This window comes from Chryseotalea sp. (assembly GCF_057350905.1).
This window is the reverse complement of record NZ_JBMRCF010000012.1, coordinates 41,679-59,226: the sequence shown is the minus strand read 5'-3', so window position 1 is coordinate 59,226 and position 17,548 is coordinate 41,679. Positions and strand designations below refer to the sequence as shown.

The following is a 17,548-nucleotide window of genomic DNA, read 5'->3' as shown; positions in this document are numbered from 1 at the left end:
TGGTTATAGGTGGGAACCAGGGTTTTACATAAGGCAGTTTGAGTGTATTTCACCCACTCAGGTAAGTTTTACAACGATTTATGTTCGGTGCATTTAAACTAAAACGCTAATATTGGGTATTAAAATGCAAAAGGGGCTGCCACTCTAATGATGTGACCTACCCCTTTTGGCCTCTTGATTTTAGAGGACTTGTTTCCCATGAGTAGTACTTACCTTGTAAGTACTATCTCTTTTGAGTGTTACCTAATTCGTTTTATAGTTACGCGTATTGGACGCACAGTAACCGTTCTGCGAATAGTAACAACCCGTGTAATACGGACTTTCATTTACTAACTTCTAATGTTAATCCGAGCAAGTTACTGGGCGCTCAGATCCCCATTTGCCCCTGATAGTTCCCGCTATCAGGGGTTATTTTTTGCATAAAAAAACCCGAGTCGTTTTTAACTCGGGTCTATTTATGAGCAATAGATATCGTTAAAAACTTATACGTTTTTTATCATGTTTAGTGGATTTAGTCGCGGGGGAATTAAAATCAATGCAATTTAAAAATTACATCACAACAACTGTCATTTGAAGAAAAGTAGTTTCTATTTACATTTGCAGCCCGTTTCAAGTATTCACTCATTAATTTCAGAGACTAATTTTTATTCAGTTTCTATTCTTCTGAAAAGGAGTTTTGTATAGCTACTTCAAACCTCTAGCCTCAAAATTCTAACCTCTTACCACCTATATCTTACGTCTTACGTCTAAATACTAACGTCTATTTTCTAACTTCTACCTTCTAATTTCCAATTTCCATTTTCCAAGCCTAATTTGCGCCATGAATTTTACAGAAGCAGATATACGCAAGGCCCTTTCTACTGTTAACGATCCTGATATTCAACGCGACCTGGTTAGCCTGGGTATGATCAAGGATATTCAGGTAAGTGCGGATAAAGTTGCCTTTACAGTTGTATTGACCACCCCGGCCTGCCCCCTAAAAGGCAAAATTGAAAAAGACTGCCGGGACGCTGTTGAAAAAGTAGTCGGGAAAGCTGTTGCCATCGACATTTTCATGACCTCTTCTGTAACTTCTTTACGCGACAATGCACCCTTGTTGCCAGGGGTTAAAAATATTATTGCCGTGGCCTCCGGTAAAGGTGGTGTGGGTAAGTCAACCGTTACCTCTAACCTGGCGGTAGCGCTCGCAAAAGCCGGTGCAAAAGTTGGCCTTATCGATGCTGATATTTACGGCCCCTCTATACCAGTCATGTTTAACTGCGAACATGAGCAGCCAACGGTAAAACAGGTGAATGGCAAAAACATTATTGTACCTATTGAACAATACGGTGTAAAACTTTTATCGATTGGTTTTTTAACACCGCCCGAAAGTGCGGTGATCTGGCGTGGGCCGATGGCCAGCTCTGCTCTTAAGCAGTTTATTACAGATGCTGAGTGGGGAGAACTTGATTATTTGTTTATTGATTTACCACCCGGCACCAGCGACATCCACTTAACACTTGTACAAACTGTGCCTGTTACCGGAGCCATCATTGTAACCACGCCTCAAAAAGTTGCCCTGGCTGATGCTCAAAAAGGTCTTGCGATGTTTAAGCAACCTCAAATTAACGTACCTGTACTGGGTGTGGTAGAAAACATGGCTTATTTTACACCCGAAGAACTGCCAAATAATAAATACTACATCTTTGGTAAGGATGGAGGCCTGAACTTATCGGAAAAATTCGATGTTCCTTTTCTTGGTCAGATACCCCTGGTGCAAAGTATTCGCGAAAGTGGAGACAGTGGCTTGCCTGCGGTGATGAAGGAGGGGATTACAGCCACAGCATTTACTAACCTGGCAGAAACATTAGCACGCCATATTGCCATAAGAAATGCTAATTTTACCCAGACAAAAAAAGTTGAAATAACGGTTTAATGAATACAGTCGAACTCACCCAAAGAATTGAAGCATCCCTGGATGGCATAAGACCTTATTTGGAGGCAGATGGTGGTAATGTAAAAATACACGAGCTCACCAGCGACAATACTTTAAAACTCGAGTTTGTGGGCGCCTGTGGCTCCTGCCCTATGAGTACCATGACTTTCAAGGCCGGGGTTGAAGAAGCGATAAAAAAAGCTGTGCCCGAAATTCTTAAAATAGAAGTAATTAACCTTACCCCCATTAACCGTTAATAAGGCAATATTCAATAAGATTTTACGTTAGAAAATGCCGGATTTAGTCCGGTATTTTTTTTGCCAATGTCGTTTAGTTAAGTCTCTTTATTGGCCTCACCTCCAGTCCTCTCCAAAGGAGAGGATGACTAAGGAGGCTTAACTAAACGACATTGTATTTTTTACCCACAAAACTACTTTTATAACAAACCCAATTGCTACTACAAACTAGTGCTTTTGATGACTCACCTTATGGTTACACTTCTTATCTTTGAATGATTCATGCTGCAAACCCAGGCTAGATGTCGTTGAACCTACGTTGTTTTTCTTTCTCCTTTTTATGCTGGCTTCTGTTAGCATTTCAACCCTCCGGTAAACTGCAGGCACAAATACGTTGCGCCACCACAGAACAGACCAAGGCACTTTTCGACAGAATAAAAAAGCAGGAAAAGCGTGATGTCTTTGAAAAAGCAATACAAGACAAAACAATCACTCGCTTACAAGCTAACGGACAACAACGTACACATACTGGTCCTTATCAAATTCCCGTTGTCGTACACATCATTCACAACGGTGAGCCTGTAGGTATTGGCACCAATATTCCCGATGAACAGGTATTTTCACAGATACGTGTGCTGAACGAAGACTTTAAAAGACTCAACAGCGATGCCAACCAGACACCTGCCATATTTCAACCCCTTGCAGGAGGCCTCGACATAGAATTTGTGTTGGCGCGTCAATCACCAGATGGACAAGCCACCAATGGCATTGTCAGAAAACAAGGATCAAAAAGCGGTTATATTTTTGAGGAAGAAGTTTTACTCAAGTCTGAAAGCATCTGGCCTACGGAAGATTATCTGAATATCTGGGTATGCCGGATGACGGACGCAAACATCGGCTATGCACAGTTTCCTATTTCTGATTTGCAAGGACTTGAAGAATACCAAAATGAAATTGCTTCCACCGATGGTGTGGCTGTTGCCCATGATGCCTTCGGTAGTATTGAGGACGGAAATTTCAATCTTCTTTCCAGGTTTAACAGAGGAAGAACCCTTACACACGAAGTTGGCCATTACTTTGGTCTGCGTCATATCTGGGGCGATGACTCCAGCTGTGGTACCACCACAGATTATGTAGCCGACACACCCAAACAAAATGATGACACCAATGGATGCCCTTCACATCCGCAAACCTCCTGCTCTAATACAAAGATGTTTCAGAACTTCATGGACTATACTAACGATGCATGCATGAATCTTTTTACAGCAGGGCAGGTAGCACGCATGGAAATTATTCTTACCGATGATAATGTGCCGCGCAGAAAGTCCCTGCTTACTTCGCTTGGATTAATTGCTCCCCCCGGGGGGCAGCAAAACGTAGCCTTACGCGAAATTATTTCTCCATGGCCTGTCAGCTGTGCTACAGAAAATGCACTCACAATTCGTTTTCAAAACCTGGGCAGCGATCCACTTACTTTCGTTCAGCTGTCTTATCAGTTAAATGGTGGTACCGCTACCAACGTACAGCAAATATTTAGCCCTGTTCCAATATTCAGCTATGGCGAAATCAGCATCCCTCTATTGGTAAGCGAGGGCGCATACGATTTAAACGTTACGCTAAACCTGCCCAATGGTGCGGAAGACAGCAATCCAAATGATAACAGTTTAACAAAATCCTTTGTGATTGATGACCTGGTTGACCAGATGCCTACGCGGGAAAGATTTGAAGGTTTGTTCAATGAAAAATGGACTGCCATCAATCCGGAAGACGGTGATAACTGGAGCAAGACAACAACATTTTATAATCAGTCCTTGGTTTTCCAATCACTCGACTTCAACCAGCAATCCACTACCTGGTTAGTGAGTCCCAACCTCGATTTCAGTAACCTCACCGAAGCTAATCTTCGTTTTGACTGGTCGCATCGCATCGGTGTGAACAATGACGTAAATGGTGAAATCGTATATAGCACTGATTGCGGCCTTAGTTACGTGTCACTAACCTCCTTTACGTTTCAGGGCACAACCAACACCACCAGCGTGATCAACGAAGATAATTGGGACAGTCAGCTGATCAACCTGAACAATCTTGCCAATGAATCCTCCATAAGGCTAGCCATTAAAGCCAGCGCCTACCTGGACGATCCCTTATACCTGGACAACATAGAACTTTATGCCGGGCAAGCCTCACCAAAAATTCCACTTAACGATTTAGTTGCCATTTACCCCGGTCAGAATGGCGGTTTGAATTTAACTTTCAATGTAGAGGATAAGCAAACCGTTGTTTTTTCAATTTATGACATTACCGGAAAGACTGTTGTGAAAAACGTAGCCGTTAATACACTGAATCAAACGTACACCCTCCCACTAAGTGATGTTAATACCGGTATTTATGTCGTGCAAATTAAAGCCGATAACCAATACTATAGCCAAAAAGTGTTCATAGAAGGTAGATGATTGCTTATCTTAGCCCTTTGATTTTATGACAGAAAAAAAGAAAGTAGTTATTCTCTATGGCGGCCGCTCTGTGGAGCATGGTGTGTCTATCAATTCCGCCAAAAATATTTATGAGTTTATCGATAAAGATAAATTTGAAGCCATAGCCGTTGGTATCAGCAAGAACGGAAAATGGTTTCTTACAAAAGGTGTAAGCAAAAACATAGAAGAAGAAAAAGCCCTGAGCATATTACTCGATGCACAGAAACCAGGTTTCGTCATTGCTGGCAATGAAGAGCGTTTTAATGTAGATATTATATTCCCAGTGCTGCATGGCACAGACGGAGAAGATGGCAGCATTCAGGGCATGATTAAAGCTTTGGATTTGCCCATGGTCGGCACAGGTGTATTGGGTTCTTCACTCTCCATGAATAAGATTGTGGCCAAGCGTGTGTTAGAGTCTGCCAAATTACCGGTAGCCAAGTACATGACTTTTCACTTCACAGAAAAAGAGAACATTAAGTTTGCCGACATCAAGAAGAAGTTAGGAACGCCCTTTATGGTAAAAGCTGCTAACCTCGGTTCGTCTGTAGGTGTTAACAAAGTAAAAAAACCTTCTGACCTTGTGAAGGCCCTGGAAGATGCATTCAAATACGATGATGAAATCATTGTGGAAGAATTTATTAAAGCCAGAGAAGTTGAATGTGCCATCCTGGGCAACAACCCACCCCAGGCCAGTATGCCGGGGGAAATTGTCATCAGTAAAAAATATGAGTTTTATACTTTCGATGCCAAGTATGTAGACCCTGATGCGGTGCGCATTGAAGTGCCTGCAAAATTAACTAAAGCTGTTGCTGAAAAAATCAGAACACTTTCTGTTAAAGCTTTCCTGGCTTTACGTTGCGAAGATTTTGCACGTGTTGATTTATTTCTGGCTGGCAATAAAGTGTATGTAAATGAAATCAATACCATTCCAGGCTTCACCAACTCCAGCATGTATCCCATGATGTGGAAAGAACGTGGCATTGGGTTCAGTGAACTTATCACGACCTTACTCATTATTGCTCAGGAACGCTACGACAAAGGCAAGAGAATCGAACGAAGCTTTTCATCAGCATTAAAATTCTAATCATAGCTATGCAAAATCCTTTTAAGAAATACAGACCCGGCACCATGGGAGGCTTAGTGTTCAGCCTGGTTATCGCAACGCTTATCTTCTTTACCATTGGTATTTCTTACTTCTATATCTACCTGCCTTCATCTACTAACCATGGCGAGAGTATTACAGTACCTGACGTACAGGGCATGCAGATCACAGAACTGGAAAAATTTCTGCTCGACAGAAATCTGCGCTATGCCATCAATGACTCCTCCTACTCAGCAGATTATGAACCCTTAACTGTTTTAAAGCAATACCCGGCTCCCGGTGTCAAGGTGAAAGAAAACAGAAACATTCTGATTACGATCAACCGCGTTACACCACCGTCAGTGCCCCTCCCCAATCTTGTTGATGGCTCGCTGATTAACGCAGAAGCTGTGATGCGTGGCAGTGAACTGAAACGCGGGCGCATTCAATTGGTGAGAGGCCCCTTTCTTAATCTGGTGAAAGAAATGCGCTTTAAAGGTCAGAAAATTGAGCCTGGTACACGCGTACCCAAAGGTTCGGTGATTGACCTGGTGGTAGAGGACGGAGGCAGCAACGAAATACCAACGCCTAATGTGGTGGGTTATACACTGGAAGATGCCAAAATTCCAATCTTCGGATCAAACCTGCACATAGGAGAAATAATTGTTGTGGGTGATACTGTCGACAATGGCCCCATCGTTATTTTGAAGCAGTCGCCTGTTCCGCAAACCAAAATGAGGGCTGGAGATGTTATTGATGTTTGGGTTGGTAAAAAAGGAACCGAAGTTCCTGAAGAAGACGAAACAGATGAAGGTGAGGATCAAATCGATCTGAATAAATTATAAACCAATCTTGATGTCGCACGCCAAGTCATGTTCTGCCCCTCAAACCTTCTGGTCTGGTTCAAGGCATAGAACAGTTCATGCTGTGCCGTACTCCTTGGTCTTTGTTCTTTTTAATTTTTTTTGCATCCACGCTTCGGCTCAATTCAATATTTATCCGCACACTCACAGGGCAGAAGAAACAACTCACCAAGGTAGCCGGACACAAGACTTAGGTGCCATGAAACTTCCCTTTTGGGACGACTTCTCTTTTGCCGGTAGCAGTCGAGATACACTGTGGGCACAGAAAGAAGATGTGAGCATCATGAATGGTTTTGCCATACGCCCACCTACACAGGGTGCTGCCATCATGGACGGCACAAGAGCAAATGGTACGCCTTTCGAAACTGACCTGACCACCAACAGTATTACTGACGTATTGTTATCGCGTAAACTCATGCTGGCTGAAGTACTTCCCGCCAAGCGGAACAGTGTATACCTCAGTTTTCAATACCAATGGAAAGCCAATGGGGAAGCACCCGATCCCAGCGATTTTCTACAAGTAGATTTTTTGAATGATCAGGGGCAATGGATTACCCAGGATTTTATTCGTGTTACTGAAAATCCTGATCCTACCATCTTTTTAGATTACATTAAGCAAATCAGCAGTGAAGCATTCTTCCATAACAATTTTCAGTTTCGCATCTCCCGGTTTGGCCGAAGCTCCGGCCCTTTTGATACCTGGGCTGTTGATTATGTCTACCTGAATCAAAATCGCTTTGCAACAGACTTCTCATTTCCTGACAGGGCAATAGGATCTGGTCATACTGCCTTGTTTGGAGCATACCACGCTGTACCGCAGCAACACCTGTATGGCAACGAAGTAATCAATACACCAACATTTTTACTGACTACACAAAAAAATGAAGGCACTCCCCTAGACCAGTTTACCTACCTCACTACCAAAAACTATTTCGGGCAATCCTTTACAGAACACAATATGGCATTAGATGCCCCTGCAGGACTTTTTATTACAGCCTTTGGCAAAATTGATGTGCCGCTGGTAAACCTTCCTGATCTTAACGACAATGTTTTCTTTGACAGGCAAGCTGACTCTACCATTGTAACCCTTAAAACAATTTTAACCTCCAGTGATAACATTTCGATTTATGTTGTACCGCCAGACGACAATGCTGATTATGATGACCTCATTTACGCACCTATCGACTTTCGTGTAAATGATACACTTCAAACAGATTATACCATCAGCGATTATTATGCCTATGATGATGGTATTGCTGAATACTCATTGGGGCTTGCACAAACAGGTAATGAAGCTGCCTATGGTTTTACTAAGCTGGGATCAGAAGCCGATACACTCACGGGTATGTACATTTATTTTCCGCAATTAACAGGGCAACTCAGCACCATTGTTGACTTACTCATTTTTGATGATAATGCCGGAAGACCAGGAACACTGATCGGTGAAGAAGTTATTTCTATAAAAAGACCGGGCCTCAATGTTTTTCACAAAATACCACTACGCAATGCTGTACTGGTACCGCAAACCTTTTATATTGGCTGGCGTCAACCTGCTAATGGCACCGTTAGTATTGGTTTAGATAAATCAGCTGACAATACAGACAAGCTATTTGTTAACTCAAATGGTGGATGGACGCCATCTTCGAATGTGAGTGGCAGCCCGATGATCAGGCCTGTATTTGGTAAAGGAGAGATAACAACTTCCTTACCTGAGCGGTTAAGTAGTCTTGAGCTGTATCCTAATCCTGCAACGAATGCTTTCTTCATCAAGGGTATAGTTGATGTGATGTCGATTTACACAATCAACGGACAGGAAATAAATTTCACAACGCAACACACCTTTGAGGACACGCAGGTAAGCTTAACGCAACATGTGCAAGGTCTGGCCTTAGTGAAGATGAAAGCTGGCAATGAAATTATTGTAAAAAAGATTCTGCTTCACTAAGACTATATCAAAAATAAGAAGACTCGTTAATGCGATCCCGATTTTATCGGGAGAAACAAGCTAGATGCTTGCTTTAAATAATCATAAATAGATTGCTTCGTCAATCTACCGCACATTTCAACCCAATGCCTCGCAATGATGCGATTTTTTAGGCTCGAAGTATTTTTGAGATGGCTTCTGGTTACAAAGGTGCCGGTGTAAAGGATAGCACAAAAATTATCAGCGCCACCCAGCCCAGTATTTTTCTATTGCGGTCTAAAGGAATTTCAATCAGACAAGGTGGATGATCTATCCCCAGAAATCTGCCAATCACAAAAGCAAAAAGCATCCAGCCCCAATAGCCATTAATACTAGGGAATATCCATGAAACCGAAATTTGGATACTTATTAAGACAAAAATATAAATGAGTGTTTGTCGATGACTCATTTTTAATCCTTTAAGAGTAGCATAAAGAAAAATGGGGTATAGCACCAAAGCTGCTATTATAGTTTTCCACGAATCAGTTGGGTTGATTATCCCCAATCCTGAATAAAATAGCAATAGGAAAAACACAATTGTCGCTATTTTCTTGTGTTGCTTATAACCCACTAATCCGTAAAGTATATGCCCACCATCAAGTTGCCCGATGGGAAGTAGATTAAGACTTGTAAATACTAAAGCAAGAAACCCAGCAAAAAGAATAGGATAATGAATAAGCTCATGTGGATTGGGGATACGTTCAGGATCAGCAACAAACTTCTTAAAAAAAAGAAAAAGTAGATTATCCCCCACGACAATATCTAGTCTATCTTCACTCTGTTTGTAAACATAATCAGCGTAGTTCTCACCATATTCAATATAATCAGGATGAATCTCATAAATATATTCCTTGGGTGGAAGATTAGTGAAGCCGTAAAATAATATACCTAAGGCTAGAATGAAACCAGCCAAAGGACCCGCCAATCCAATATCAAAGTTTTGAATATTTGAATAGACTCGTTGCCTTAAGCGGATAATAGCACCCATCGTTCCAATAGATAATGGGAAAGGTGGTATGGGAATGTAATAAGGCAATGAACTTTTTACACCATGATGGCGGGCGGTGAAGTAATGCCCAAATTCATGTACCGTAAGGATACTCAGAAATGAAATGGAGAATGGCAATCCATTTAAAAAACCTTGCCAAGTCACATCATTAATCGATAAAAGTGTTGGATCCACCCAACGCGTTCCTGCTAAGGTCGTAGTCACAAAAGTAGCCAGAAACAAAAGCGCCTGACCTGTTATGCGCACAGCCTCTCTGTTAGTATTTATCCAATTCCTTAAAAAGTTCATCTGCATTCGTTACGTGATGAATGTGCAAACCCGTTTGGGCAGCGCCTGTTAAATTAATACTTGAATCGTCTAAGAAGATAGTTTCAGCCGGATTAAGCTGTTGTTCTCTTATCACATACTCAAAAATAGTTGGATCAGGTTTTCTCAAACCCATCTCATGCGAATAATAATCCTTCTTAAAGTAACGCTCAAAATTTTCCTCTCCGCTCACCGCGCTCAAAATCTTGTTGAATGCCTTCAGGTGAATTGCATTGGTATTGCTTAACAAAAAAGTTTTGTAATTAGTTTTTAACCGCAATAAAGTTTGCAGGCGCTGTGGTGGAATGTCCAGCAACATAGCATTCCATGCCTCATCTAATAGTGCATCATCAACATCAACCGACAAACCAGTTCTCAAGAAAATTCTAAACTCCTCATCACTCAAATGCCCGGTTTCGTATAAACTAAACTCACGGCTGGTCTTGGCCATTTCTTCAATCTCTGCTAAGGATCTTCCCGACATTTCACTAAACGCCTTGTAGGTCTTTACCGGTGAAAGATTGATGATAACACCACCCAAATCGAAAATAACTGCATTGATTGTTGAAGTAATCGGCATATCTTATTTATGTAAATTTAGATTCAGGCCACAGGTAATAAAATAATAAATGTTGAACCTTGATCCAGCACTGATGTAAAGGAAATAGAACCTCCCATTTGTTCTAAGGCTTGTCTGGCTATGGCAAGTCCCAAACCAGAGCCTGTTTCTTTTGTCGTAAAATGTGGTATAAAAATCTTTTCACGTTTTTCATCCTCAATACCCTTCCCATTGTCTATAAACTGAATTCTCCAAAAGCCATTTTCAATCCCGGTTTCTATCGTCAGCTCTATTTCTCTCTCCTCTGCCTTGGCTTGTATCGCATTCAGAATAAGGTTAGAAAATACAGAAAGCAAGATAACAGGATCAGCCTTCGCCAGCATTGGCTCGCCTTGATTTTTCTGAATGATCTCAATCTCCTGTTTATAAAGCTCTGCAGATTGTAGAATCAGTTTTTGTACATCTACTACATCAACCACTGCTGCCGGCATCTTGGCAAAGGAACTGAAGGAACTGGCTATTGTATTCAGTAATTCTACTTGCTCCAGTAAAGAACTAACTGAGGCAGAAATTTTATCGGCATTTAAATCCTGTTGCGATAAATTTCTGCTCATCCGCTGCAGTGTCAACTTCATTGGGGTAAGCGGATTTTTAATTTCATGGGCTACCTGTTGTGCTATCTCCCGCCAGGCTTGTTCCCGTTGCATGCGTTCTAACTCAAGCTTGCTCTCCGACAAATTACGCAGCATGTCATTGTATGAGTTTACCATTAAACCAATTTCGTCATTCGATTTCCAGTTAATCGGTTCATTGGATCGCGCTAAACTTGTGCGTTGCAGGGTATTGGTAATAAACTCTATCGGAAAAGTAAGCCAACGAGAAATGAGAAAAGAGAAAAGAAGTAGCAGTAAAAAGACAATACCAAAGATCACCAGTATTTCAGACAAGGCCTCAATCTGCACAGATTCAACAGAAGTTGCGGACTGATAATATGGAATAGCCAAGAGCGATTGATCAGCACCCAGGCTGGCATAGGCGATGAAATAAGATAGGTGGCCGATCTTGTCCTCCAACACAAATATTTTTTCTCCATCCCGTACTTTTTGCATAGCCAAGGGATGCGCTATGGGTGCCATAAGTTGATTGTCAAAAACAGAATTCTGGCTAGTTGCTTGCAGCATGCCTTCACTGTTGTACAAGGTTAACTCCGCATTCGCCAGCCTCGCCAATTCTGTTACATACTCTTGATTGGTCAGTGAACCGCGCAAGGAATCTTTTCTGTTGGTGAAGTCGTCCAATTGCTCCGCTATAAAAGCAGCCCTGTTTAAATAGGTATTATTCAACTGATCTTGCGAAGATTCGTTGAGCATACGCAGGGTGATGATGCTTACCACCAGTAAGGGCACAAAAAAGGAGAGTGTAATAAAAAGCTGTATGCGTGCGGCATAAAAGACCTGCTTCCTTTTCAGGAGATTACTGATCCCTAACCATAAAACAAACAGCAGTATTAAAAACAATCCTAATATTAAATAGAACGACACATTGGCCAGAAAGCCTTTATAGGTCATTAATTTAGATGACACGACAATGACTATGTTATCACTGCCCTCCACCGCATAATGTTGATACCCATCACTGACTACACCTGTGGAATACAGTGCCGGTTCGCCTAAAATCTTTTTATCAAAATCACGTTCATAATTAAAATCACCTGCACTGGCCTGCACTTTATTCAAAGCAAAGCTGGCATACGCAAGATCATTGGGTTTCAATGATTCCCTGAAACGGTTGTCGACCAACAACTCTGGGTAAGCGTTTTGCGGTAGAATGCGTTTTAAGGATAGCTCAATTAAAACATATCCACTCACCAAAACACCTCTGTCAATTTTAATGATCAACACATATTGTTGTGCAATGTCTTTGTTCTTGTTGCTTAATCGATATAAACCTTCGTACTCCGTTCTACTGGCATTCTCATCTAAAGATTTTATGATATCCGAAAAAGAAGCTGAAGAATATCCAGTCAGATTATCGCCAGCTGAATTAAACAATTGTATGTTAATGTCGTATTTATTGAAGTAACTGGAGAAATATACTTGCCTGATTTTTTGCTGAATGGGTAGCTTGCTTAAAAACGGGCTCACCAGGCGGGTTTGAATAAATCCATCTTGTTTGATCTTGGGTGTTAAATCATTTAACAGAAACTCACCAAAACTATCTCTGTCCACCAGATAGCTTTCAGCAAAACGCACTTGATTTTCAATATGCTGCTCCTTATCCAGATAATAAATACGAACAGCCACATTGAGCACTAAACCAAACAATACCAAAAAGAAATAACCAAAAGTTTTGTATTGAATTCGCTCAAGACTTCCGGAAAATCTGGCGTATTGCATCATTAACACCACTGACCAGGTGATGATGATGGTACCCAGATAAGGTTGTGCCTCCCAGTAGTTGATAAATCCAAAAAGAAAAGTGCCTGCCAATAATATTCTATGCGCATGTTTTCCACTGGCGCCTGTAATAAAACTGATGAAAACATGATTCAGCAGAAACGCTGTTGTCCATGCCAGCAGAATGGCTACAAACGATAATATTCTGATGAGCGAAGTATCTAATGAAGAAGTGATGGCAAACTCAATACTGGAGTTGTGTACTATGGTTTGCAGCGTCTGCACCGGATAATGCCAAATGCTAAACAGCAGAAAAGCTGCAATAACCAACAGCACCAAGCGCAGCGGTGATAGCTCCTTGAACTTAAAGTTTGAACCTTCTTTTTGCCAATACCTGAAAACGATGATTGCCAAGAACAAAATGAGCCAAACATTTAACAATAGATCACCCAAGGAGGGGTTCAGTGTAGAGGAAGCAAAACGTTGTGCTGAAAAAATTTCTGAACTACTAAAAGCCCTGGGGAAATTGGTGAGTAATAAAACAAGACGAACAAAAATTAATGCGATCGCGCTCAGTACACTGGCCCTGGCAAAGGATTGTGTTCGGTAAAGCCAGGAGATAAACAGGAATGAAAAACCAATAAGAGCCAAAAAGATAAGTGAGACTGCCCAAAGATTACCACTCGCATTTACTGACACATCTGATTGCAGAAAACTTAACCTGAAAAGCATCGCACCTTTATAACTCACGGGGATACCCAAATTAGAGAGCGGCTCAAGTATGTTCACTTTGGCACTTGGTAGTATCTCATCGTTCCAAATGTTGCTGAGGAAATCATTTTGAATCGGGAAATCTCTCGTCAATACTATCAACGACATCAGTTGCCTGTCTGCTCCGATTGGTTCCTGGTACAACAGGAAATTGCCCCGGGCTATTTTAACAAGTTGTACCGACCGTTTATCAGATAATAAACTTAACGGGGGAATGACAGCATTATCTGTCCAGCAAACCAGTTTCTTGTTTTTATAAATAAAAAGAGGGAAGCGGCTCTTTGAATAGAAGTTACACGTTGAATCGGCATTTTGAAAAGTCGCAGCTTCATTTTCGAGTAATTCCAGTTGCTTCGCGACTTTCTTATTAATGACTTCTGTTAAATAAACACTATCAACAGGTTGACGATGGCTGTACAACAGGTAAATACCTATTGCCAGCGAGAGGAAAGAAACCAGAAGTAATACTCGGTTTTTCAATGCATCAGATTTCCCTTAAATTAAGAAAACTAATCGGTTTTTTCTCTGTAGTGAATACCTCCAAACATATATAGGTAGAGCACCCTTGAATAACGATAGTTTACAGGTATTAACAACACCATAATGGCTGCAACAATAATGACAGGCAACCACATGGATTCAATATCTAATACAAAAACCAATATAAAAACGAAGGCTGTTACAGCCACACTTAAGGCATAACCCACATACATGGCGCCTTGATAAAAACCAGGTTCTGGTTCAAGTCTTTCACTACACACCGGACAAGTCTCATGCATCTGATTAAACCTGGTAATGTTCGTCAATGAATGAACAAACATATCACCTTGACGGCACTTCGGACATTTAGCGTGCAATAGCGCGCTCACCAAGCTTACTTGCATTGTTCTTACTGGATTTGTACCAAAAATAACCTAATATCATGATGGCCAAATAGGGCATGACCAACAGGTAAAGTATACCTACGTTTATGCCCGCTGCGATGCCGGGTTCTCCATTGCTCACATTGTTTTCAAGTTGAGTTCTGCACATGGCACATTGCGCCATTATTTCCCCGGCAGATAAAACCAGTAGTAAGATAAGTGTGACTAACTTTTTCATATTACTTGGATTAAACATAATAAGGACTGATCATCAAATAAACAACAACACCTGTTATGGCTACATACAACCAAATCGGAAAAGTAATACGCGCCAGCTTTTTATGTCTGTCAAACTCCTCGTTAAAGGCTCGGGCATAAGTAAATAAAACCAGTGGCACTACCCCGATAGAAAGTACAATGTGTGTTATCAATATAAAATAGTATACATAGCGAATTACACCCTCACCGCCAAAACTCGTAGGGTCGCTCGTCATGTGATAGGCTATATACATCACCAGAAACAATAAAGACAAGCCTATACAAGTTTTCATTAAGAATTCATGGAGTGTACGTCTCCCATTCTTAATTGCCCAAAGTGCAGCTATGAGGAGTACAGCTGTGATTGCATTTATACTTGCGTAAATAGGGGGCAAAAATGTAAAATCATATCCATCGATTTTTACCCTGAACAAAATGGCAACTACAACCGGAATAACGATTGAAACAACAGTAATTAAGCGATTTACTAACTGCTTATTCATAAATCTAGTACTTCTTTAATATAATGGTTAATTCTACTGCTAATCTGTCCAATTCTTCCCGATCACTTAAATCATAATAACCACGGATGCGTTTTTGTCTATCTACTAATACGGCATTCTTACCTGGTTCTATAATGAACATACATTCTTTTAACTGATCAAGTGTGACGACATCTTTTAACAGTACTGGCAAAAAATATGGTTTTGACACCGCACTGGAGTCAGAAGTTAACACGTAGGCACGAAATTCATGCGTCACCAATTTATCTTCCATTCTTCTGCTCACCTCACCTGTCATTTCTTTTTCTGCATTAAAAATGTAGAGCGTCAGGCTGTCATTTACATTCCAGTTGACATCCGCTAAAACAGTTTGTTGAACAGTATAGGGTGTTTGATATTGCGGTCCGCATTCACTAGATACTTCAATAACACCCTGCTGATAAAAGGGTTCCACAGCGAACTCATTTTTACCCATCGTCTTCAGAAAAATAAAAATACTGATGGGAAGCACAAATGCTGCTGCGAGAATAATGAGTTGTTTGATCTTCATAAGAGAATAACACGATATCAATAAAAAAGGCTCAGGATAATCCCAAGCCTTTTCAATGTTGGTATGGAACTATTATAATTTTCCGTCTGCGATAGCAACGCCTTCATAAATGAAAGCCACCAACATCCAAACGATAAAAATAATAGGAACCAGAATTGACCAAAGTAAAAACTTGGCTTCATAACGCAAGTGCATAAACTCACCCACGATGTAGGCAGCCTTTACAATTGTCATGGTAATGAAGATCCAAACACGTAAGTCTTTGTATTCATGTGGAATAGTGAAGGCCACAATAAATTCAAGCACAGTAATTACAAGCAAGATCAACGCAGTCATCCAAAGCTTCTTGATCTTTGCTGTATCTGGTGGTAGTACTGTTATTTGAGGTTCTGCGTGGTGGTGAGCCATATCGTTCAATTTCAAATTTTAAATTTACTATTTCAAATTATACAAGGTAGAAGAAGGTAAACACAAATACCCACACCAAGTCTACAAAGTGCCAGTACAAACCTACTTTCTCAACCATTTCATAATGGCCTCTTCTGTCGTACACACCCATTACGGTATTATAGTACACCAGGAAGTTCAAGCAAACACCACTGAATACGTGGAAGCCGTGAAAACCTGTAATGAAGAAGAAGAAAGCTGCAAAGTCTGGCGGACCATATTGGTTAAGCGCGAGGTTAGCACCAAAGAAGGTAGTACCATCTCTTAATACACCACCTGCATCTGTTCCATGAATGAAGTGACTCCACTCCCATGCCTGACAGCCAAGGAAAGTAAGACCACCCAAGATTGTCCAAAGCATCCATTTCTCAACAGCTACTCTGTCCATGCGGTGACCAGCCTCAACAGCCAATACCATGGTTACAGAGCTCATGATCAAAATGAAAGTCATGATACCTACGAACACCAACGGTAACTCCATGCCATGCAGGAAAGGCACCGCTTCAAAAACTTTTTCTGGCACAGGCCAGTACGTCTGTGAGAAAGTGAATGCATTTACTGCACCCTCATAAGCAACATGCGAAGAACGCACAAGGCCATAAGTGATAAGAAGGGCGGAGAAGGTAAAAGCATCTGATAGAAGGAAAAACCACATCATCAGTTTGCCATAACTGGCATTCATCGGGGATGAACCGCCATCCCAAGAGGCTGTGGCTGTTGCAGAAGTACTTGCCATGGTTAAAGGTTTAAAGTCTATCGGTTAAATAAAAGAAATAAGAACAAATATAGCCAAAGTGCATCCAAAAAATGCCAAAAAGTGGTGCACATTTCTATCAAATTAAGGTTTTTTGAATGTACCTGAAAACGGAAAGTCGCCACCAGGGTGATCAGCAGGAAAACAACGCCCCCCACAATGTGCAAACCGTGCATGCCCGAAAGCACATAAACAAAAGATGCTGAGGGGTTTCCGCCTGTGAAATAGACGTTATTTGCTACTAGCTCATTCCAGGCCATCACTTGTGTAACCAAAAAAGCTATACCCAAAACGGTAGTCAGGCTCATCCCCACTTTTACCATTTCCAGGTTATCTTTCTTAGCAGCCATATAAGCCCAGTGCATGGTAACACTGCTTACTAAAATCAATATAGAACTTACCCAGAATAAAGGTGGTAAATCAAATACCTGCCAGTTCCCCTCCGCCTGCCTCACAATGTAAGCACTGGTAAGCGAGGCGAAAATCATACAAACACTCACAATGAATAACCACAAAGCGAACTTTTTGGGATTCATCGACAATGGCTTCTTAGCCTCCTCTACAATCTTCAACTCTGACATATTTTTCTATTTCAAA

Annotated in this window: 16 protein-coding genes; 6 read left to right on the top strand and 10 right to left on the bottom strand. The window is 41.2% G+C overall.

What is annotated here, in order from left to right; translation table 11 throughout:
- Positions 1–820 precede the first annotated feature (820 nt).
- The 6 genes from ACO1XM_RS15640 (at position 821) to ACO1XM_RS15615 (ending at position 8,517) form a co-directional block, all read left to right on the top strand.
- Positions 821–1,915: an Mrp/NBP35 family ATP-binding protein gene (locus ACO1XM_RS15640; RefSeq protein WP_486230658.1), complete on the top strand. Its 1,095-nt coding sequence runs from the start codon at positions 821–823 to the stop codon at positions 1,913–1,915.
- Positions 1,915–2,172 carry a NifU family protein gene (locus tag ACO1XM_RS15635; protein WP_486230656.1) on the top strand — a complete coding sequence of 86 codons (258 nt, stop codon included), beginning with the start codon at positions 1,915–1,917 and terminating at the stop codon, positions 2,170–2,172. The genes ACO1XM_RS15640 and ACO1XM_RS15635 overlap by 1 nt, the downstream gene beginning before the upstream one ends.
- Positions 2,173–2,453: 281 nt before the next feature.
- On the top strand, positions 2,454–4,604 hold the full coding sequence (locus tag ACO1XM_RS15630) for a M43 family zinc metalloprotease (protein WP_486230654.1): 2,151 nt from the start codon (positions 2,454–2,456) through the stop codon (positions 4,602–4,604).
- A gap of 25 nt (positions 4,605–4,629) precedes the next feature.
- Complete coding sequence (locus ACO1XM_RS15625) at positions 4,630–5,712, top strand: D-alanine--D-alanine ligase family protein (RefSeq protein WP_486230652.1); 1,083 nt, start codon at positions 4,630–4,632, stop codon at positions 5,710–5,712.
- 8 nt (positions 5,713–5,720) lie between these two features.
- Positions 5,721–6,554, top strand: coding sequence for a PASTA domain-containing protein (locus ACO1XM_RS15620; protein WP_486230650.1), 834 nt, complete (start codon positions 5,721–5,723; stop codon positions 6,552–6,554).
- A gap of 217 nt (positions 6,555–6,771) precedes the next feature.
- A complete protein-coding gene (locus ACO1XM_RS15615) occupies positions 6,772–8,517 on the top strand; it encodes a T9SS type A sorting domain-containing protein (protein WP_486230648.1) in 1,746 nt (581 codons plus the stop codon).
- Positions 8,518–8,698: 181 nt separating this feature from the next.
- Here the strand turns inward: ACO1XM_RS15615 and ACO1XM_RS15610 are convergent, their stop codons facing one another.
- The 10 genes from ACO1XM_RS15610 to ACO1XM_RS15565 form a co-directional block, all read right to left on the bottom strand.
- The gene (locus ACO1XM_RS15610) at positions 8,699–9,832 is read right to left on the bottom strand and encodes a site-2 protease family protein (protein WP_486230646.1); all 1,134 of its coding nucleotides are present in this window, start codon (positions 9,830–9,832) and stop codon (positions 8,699–8,701) included.
- On the bottom strand, positions 9,801–10,430 hold the full coding sequence (locus ACO1XM_RS15605) for an HAD family hydrolase (protein ID WP_486230644.1): 630 nt from the start codon (positions 10,428–10,430) through the stop codon (positions 9,801–9,803). Before ACO1XM_RS15605 ends, ACO1XM_RS15610 begins: the two co-directional genes overlap by 32 nt.
- 23 nt (positions 10,431–10,453) lie before the next feature.
- The gene (locus tag ACO1XM_RS15600) at positions 10,454–14,056 is read right to left on the bottom strand and encodes an ATP-binding protein (RefSeq protein ID WP_486230642.1); all 3,603 of its coding nucleotides are present in this window, start codon (positions 14,054–14,056) and stop codon (positions 10,454–10,456) included.
- A 29-nt stretch (positions 14,057–14,085) separates the two neighbouring features.
- The gene (locus tag ACO1XM_RS15595; protein WP_486230640.1) at positions 14,086–14,397 is read right to left on the bottom strand and encodes a DUF983 domain-containing protein; all 312 of its coding nucleotides are present in this window, start codon (positions 14,395–14,397) and stop codon (positions 14,086–14,088) included.
- 25 nt (positions 14,398–14,422) lie between these two features.
- Complete coding sequence (locus ACO1XM_RS15590; RefSeq protein WP_486230638.1) at positions 14,423–14,677, bottom strand: hypothetical protein; 255 nt, start codon at positions 14,675–14,677, stop codon at positions 14,423–14,425.
- 10 nt (positions 14,678–14,687) lie between these two features.
- The gene (locus tag ACO1XM_RS15585; protein WP_486230636.1) at positions 14,688–15,200 is read right to left on the bottom strand and encodes a DUF420 domain-containing protein; all 513 of its coding nucleotides are present in this window, start codon (positions 15,198–15,200) and stop codon (positions 14,688–14,690) included.
- A 4-nt stretch (positions 15,201–15,204) separates the two neighbouring features.
- Positions 15,205–15,750: a hypothetical protein gene (locus ACO1XM_RS15580; protein ID WP_486230634.1), complete on the bottom strand. Its 546-nt coding sequence runs from the start codon at positions 15,748–15,750 to the stop codon at positions 15,205–15,207.
- Between the two features lie 72 nt (positions 15,751–15,822).
- Positions 15,823–16,173, bottom strand: a complete 351-nt coding sequence (locus ACO1XM_RS15575; RefSeq protein WP_486230632.1) for a cytochrome C oxidase subunit IV family protein — start codon at positions 16,171–16,173, stop codon at positions 15,823–15,825.
- A 22-nt stretch (positions 16,174–16,195) separates the two neighbouring features.
- Positions 16,196–16,933: a cytochrome c oxidase subunit 3 gene (locus tag ACO1XM_RS15570; RefSeq protein ID WP_486230630.1), complete on the bottom strand. Its 738-nt coding sequence runs from the start codon at positions 16,931–16,933 to the stop codon at positions 16,196–16,198.
- 17 nt (positions 16,934–16,950) lie between these two features.
- Positions 16,951–17,532: a cytochrome c oxidase subunit 3 gene (locus ACO1XM_RS15565; protein WP_486230628.1), complete on the bottom strand. Its 582-nt coding sequence runs from the start codon at positions 17,530–17,532 to the stop codon at positions 16,951–16,953.
- Positions 17,533–17,548 lie beyond the last annotated feature (16 nt).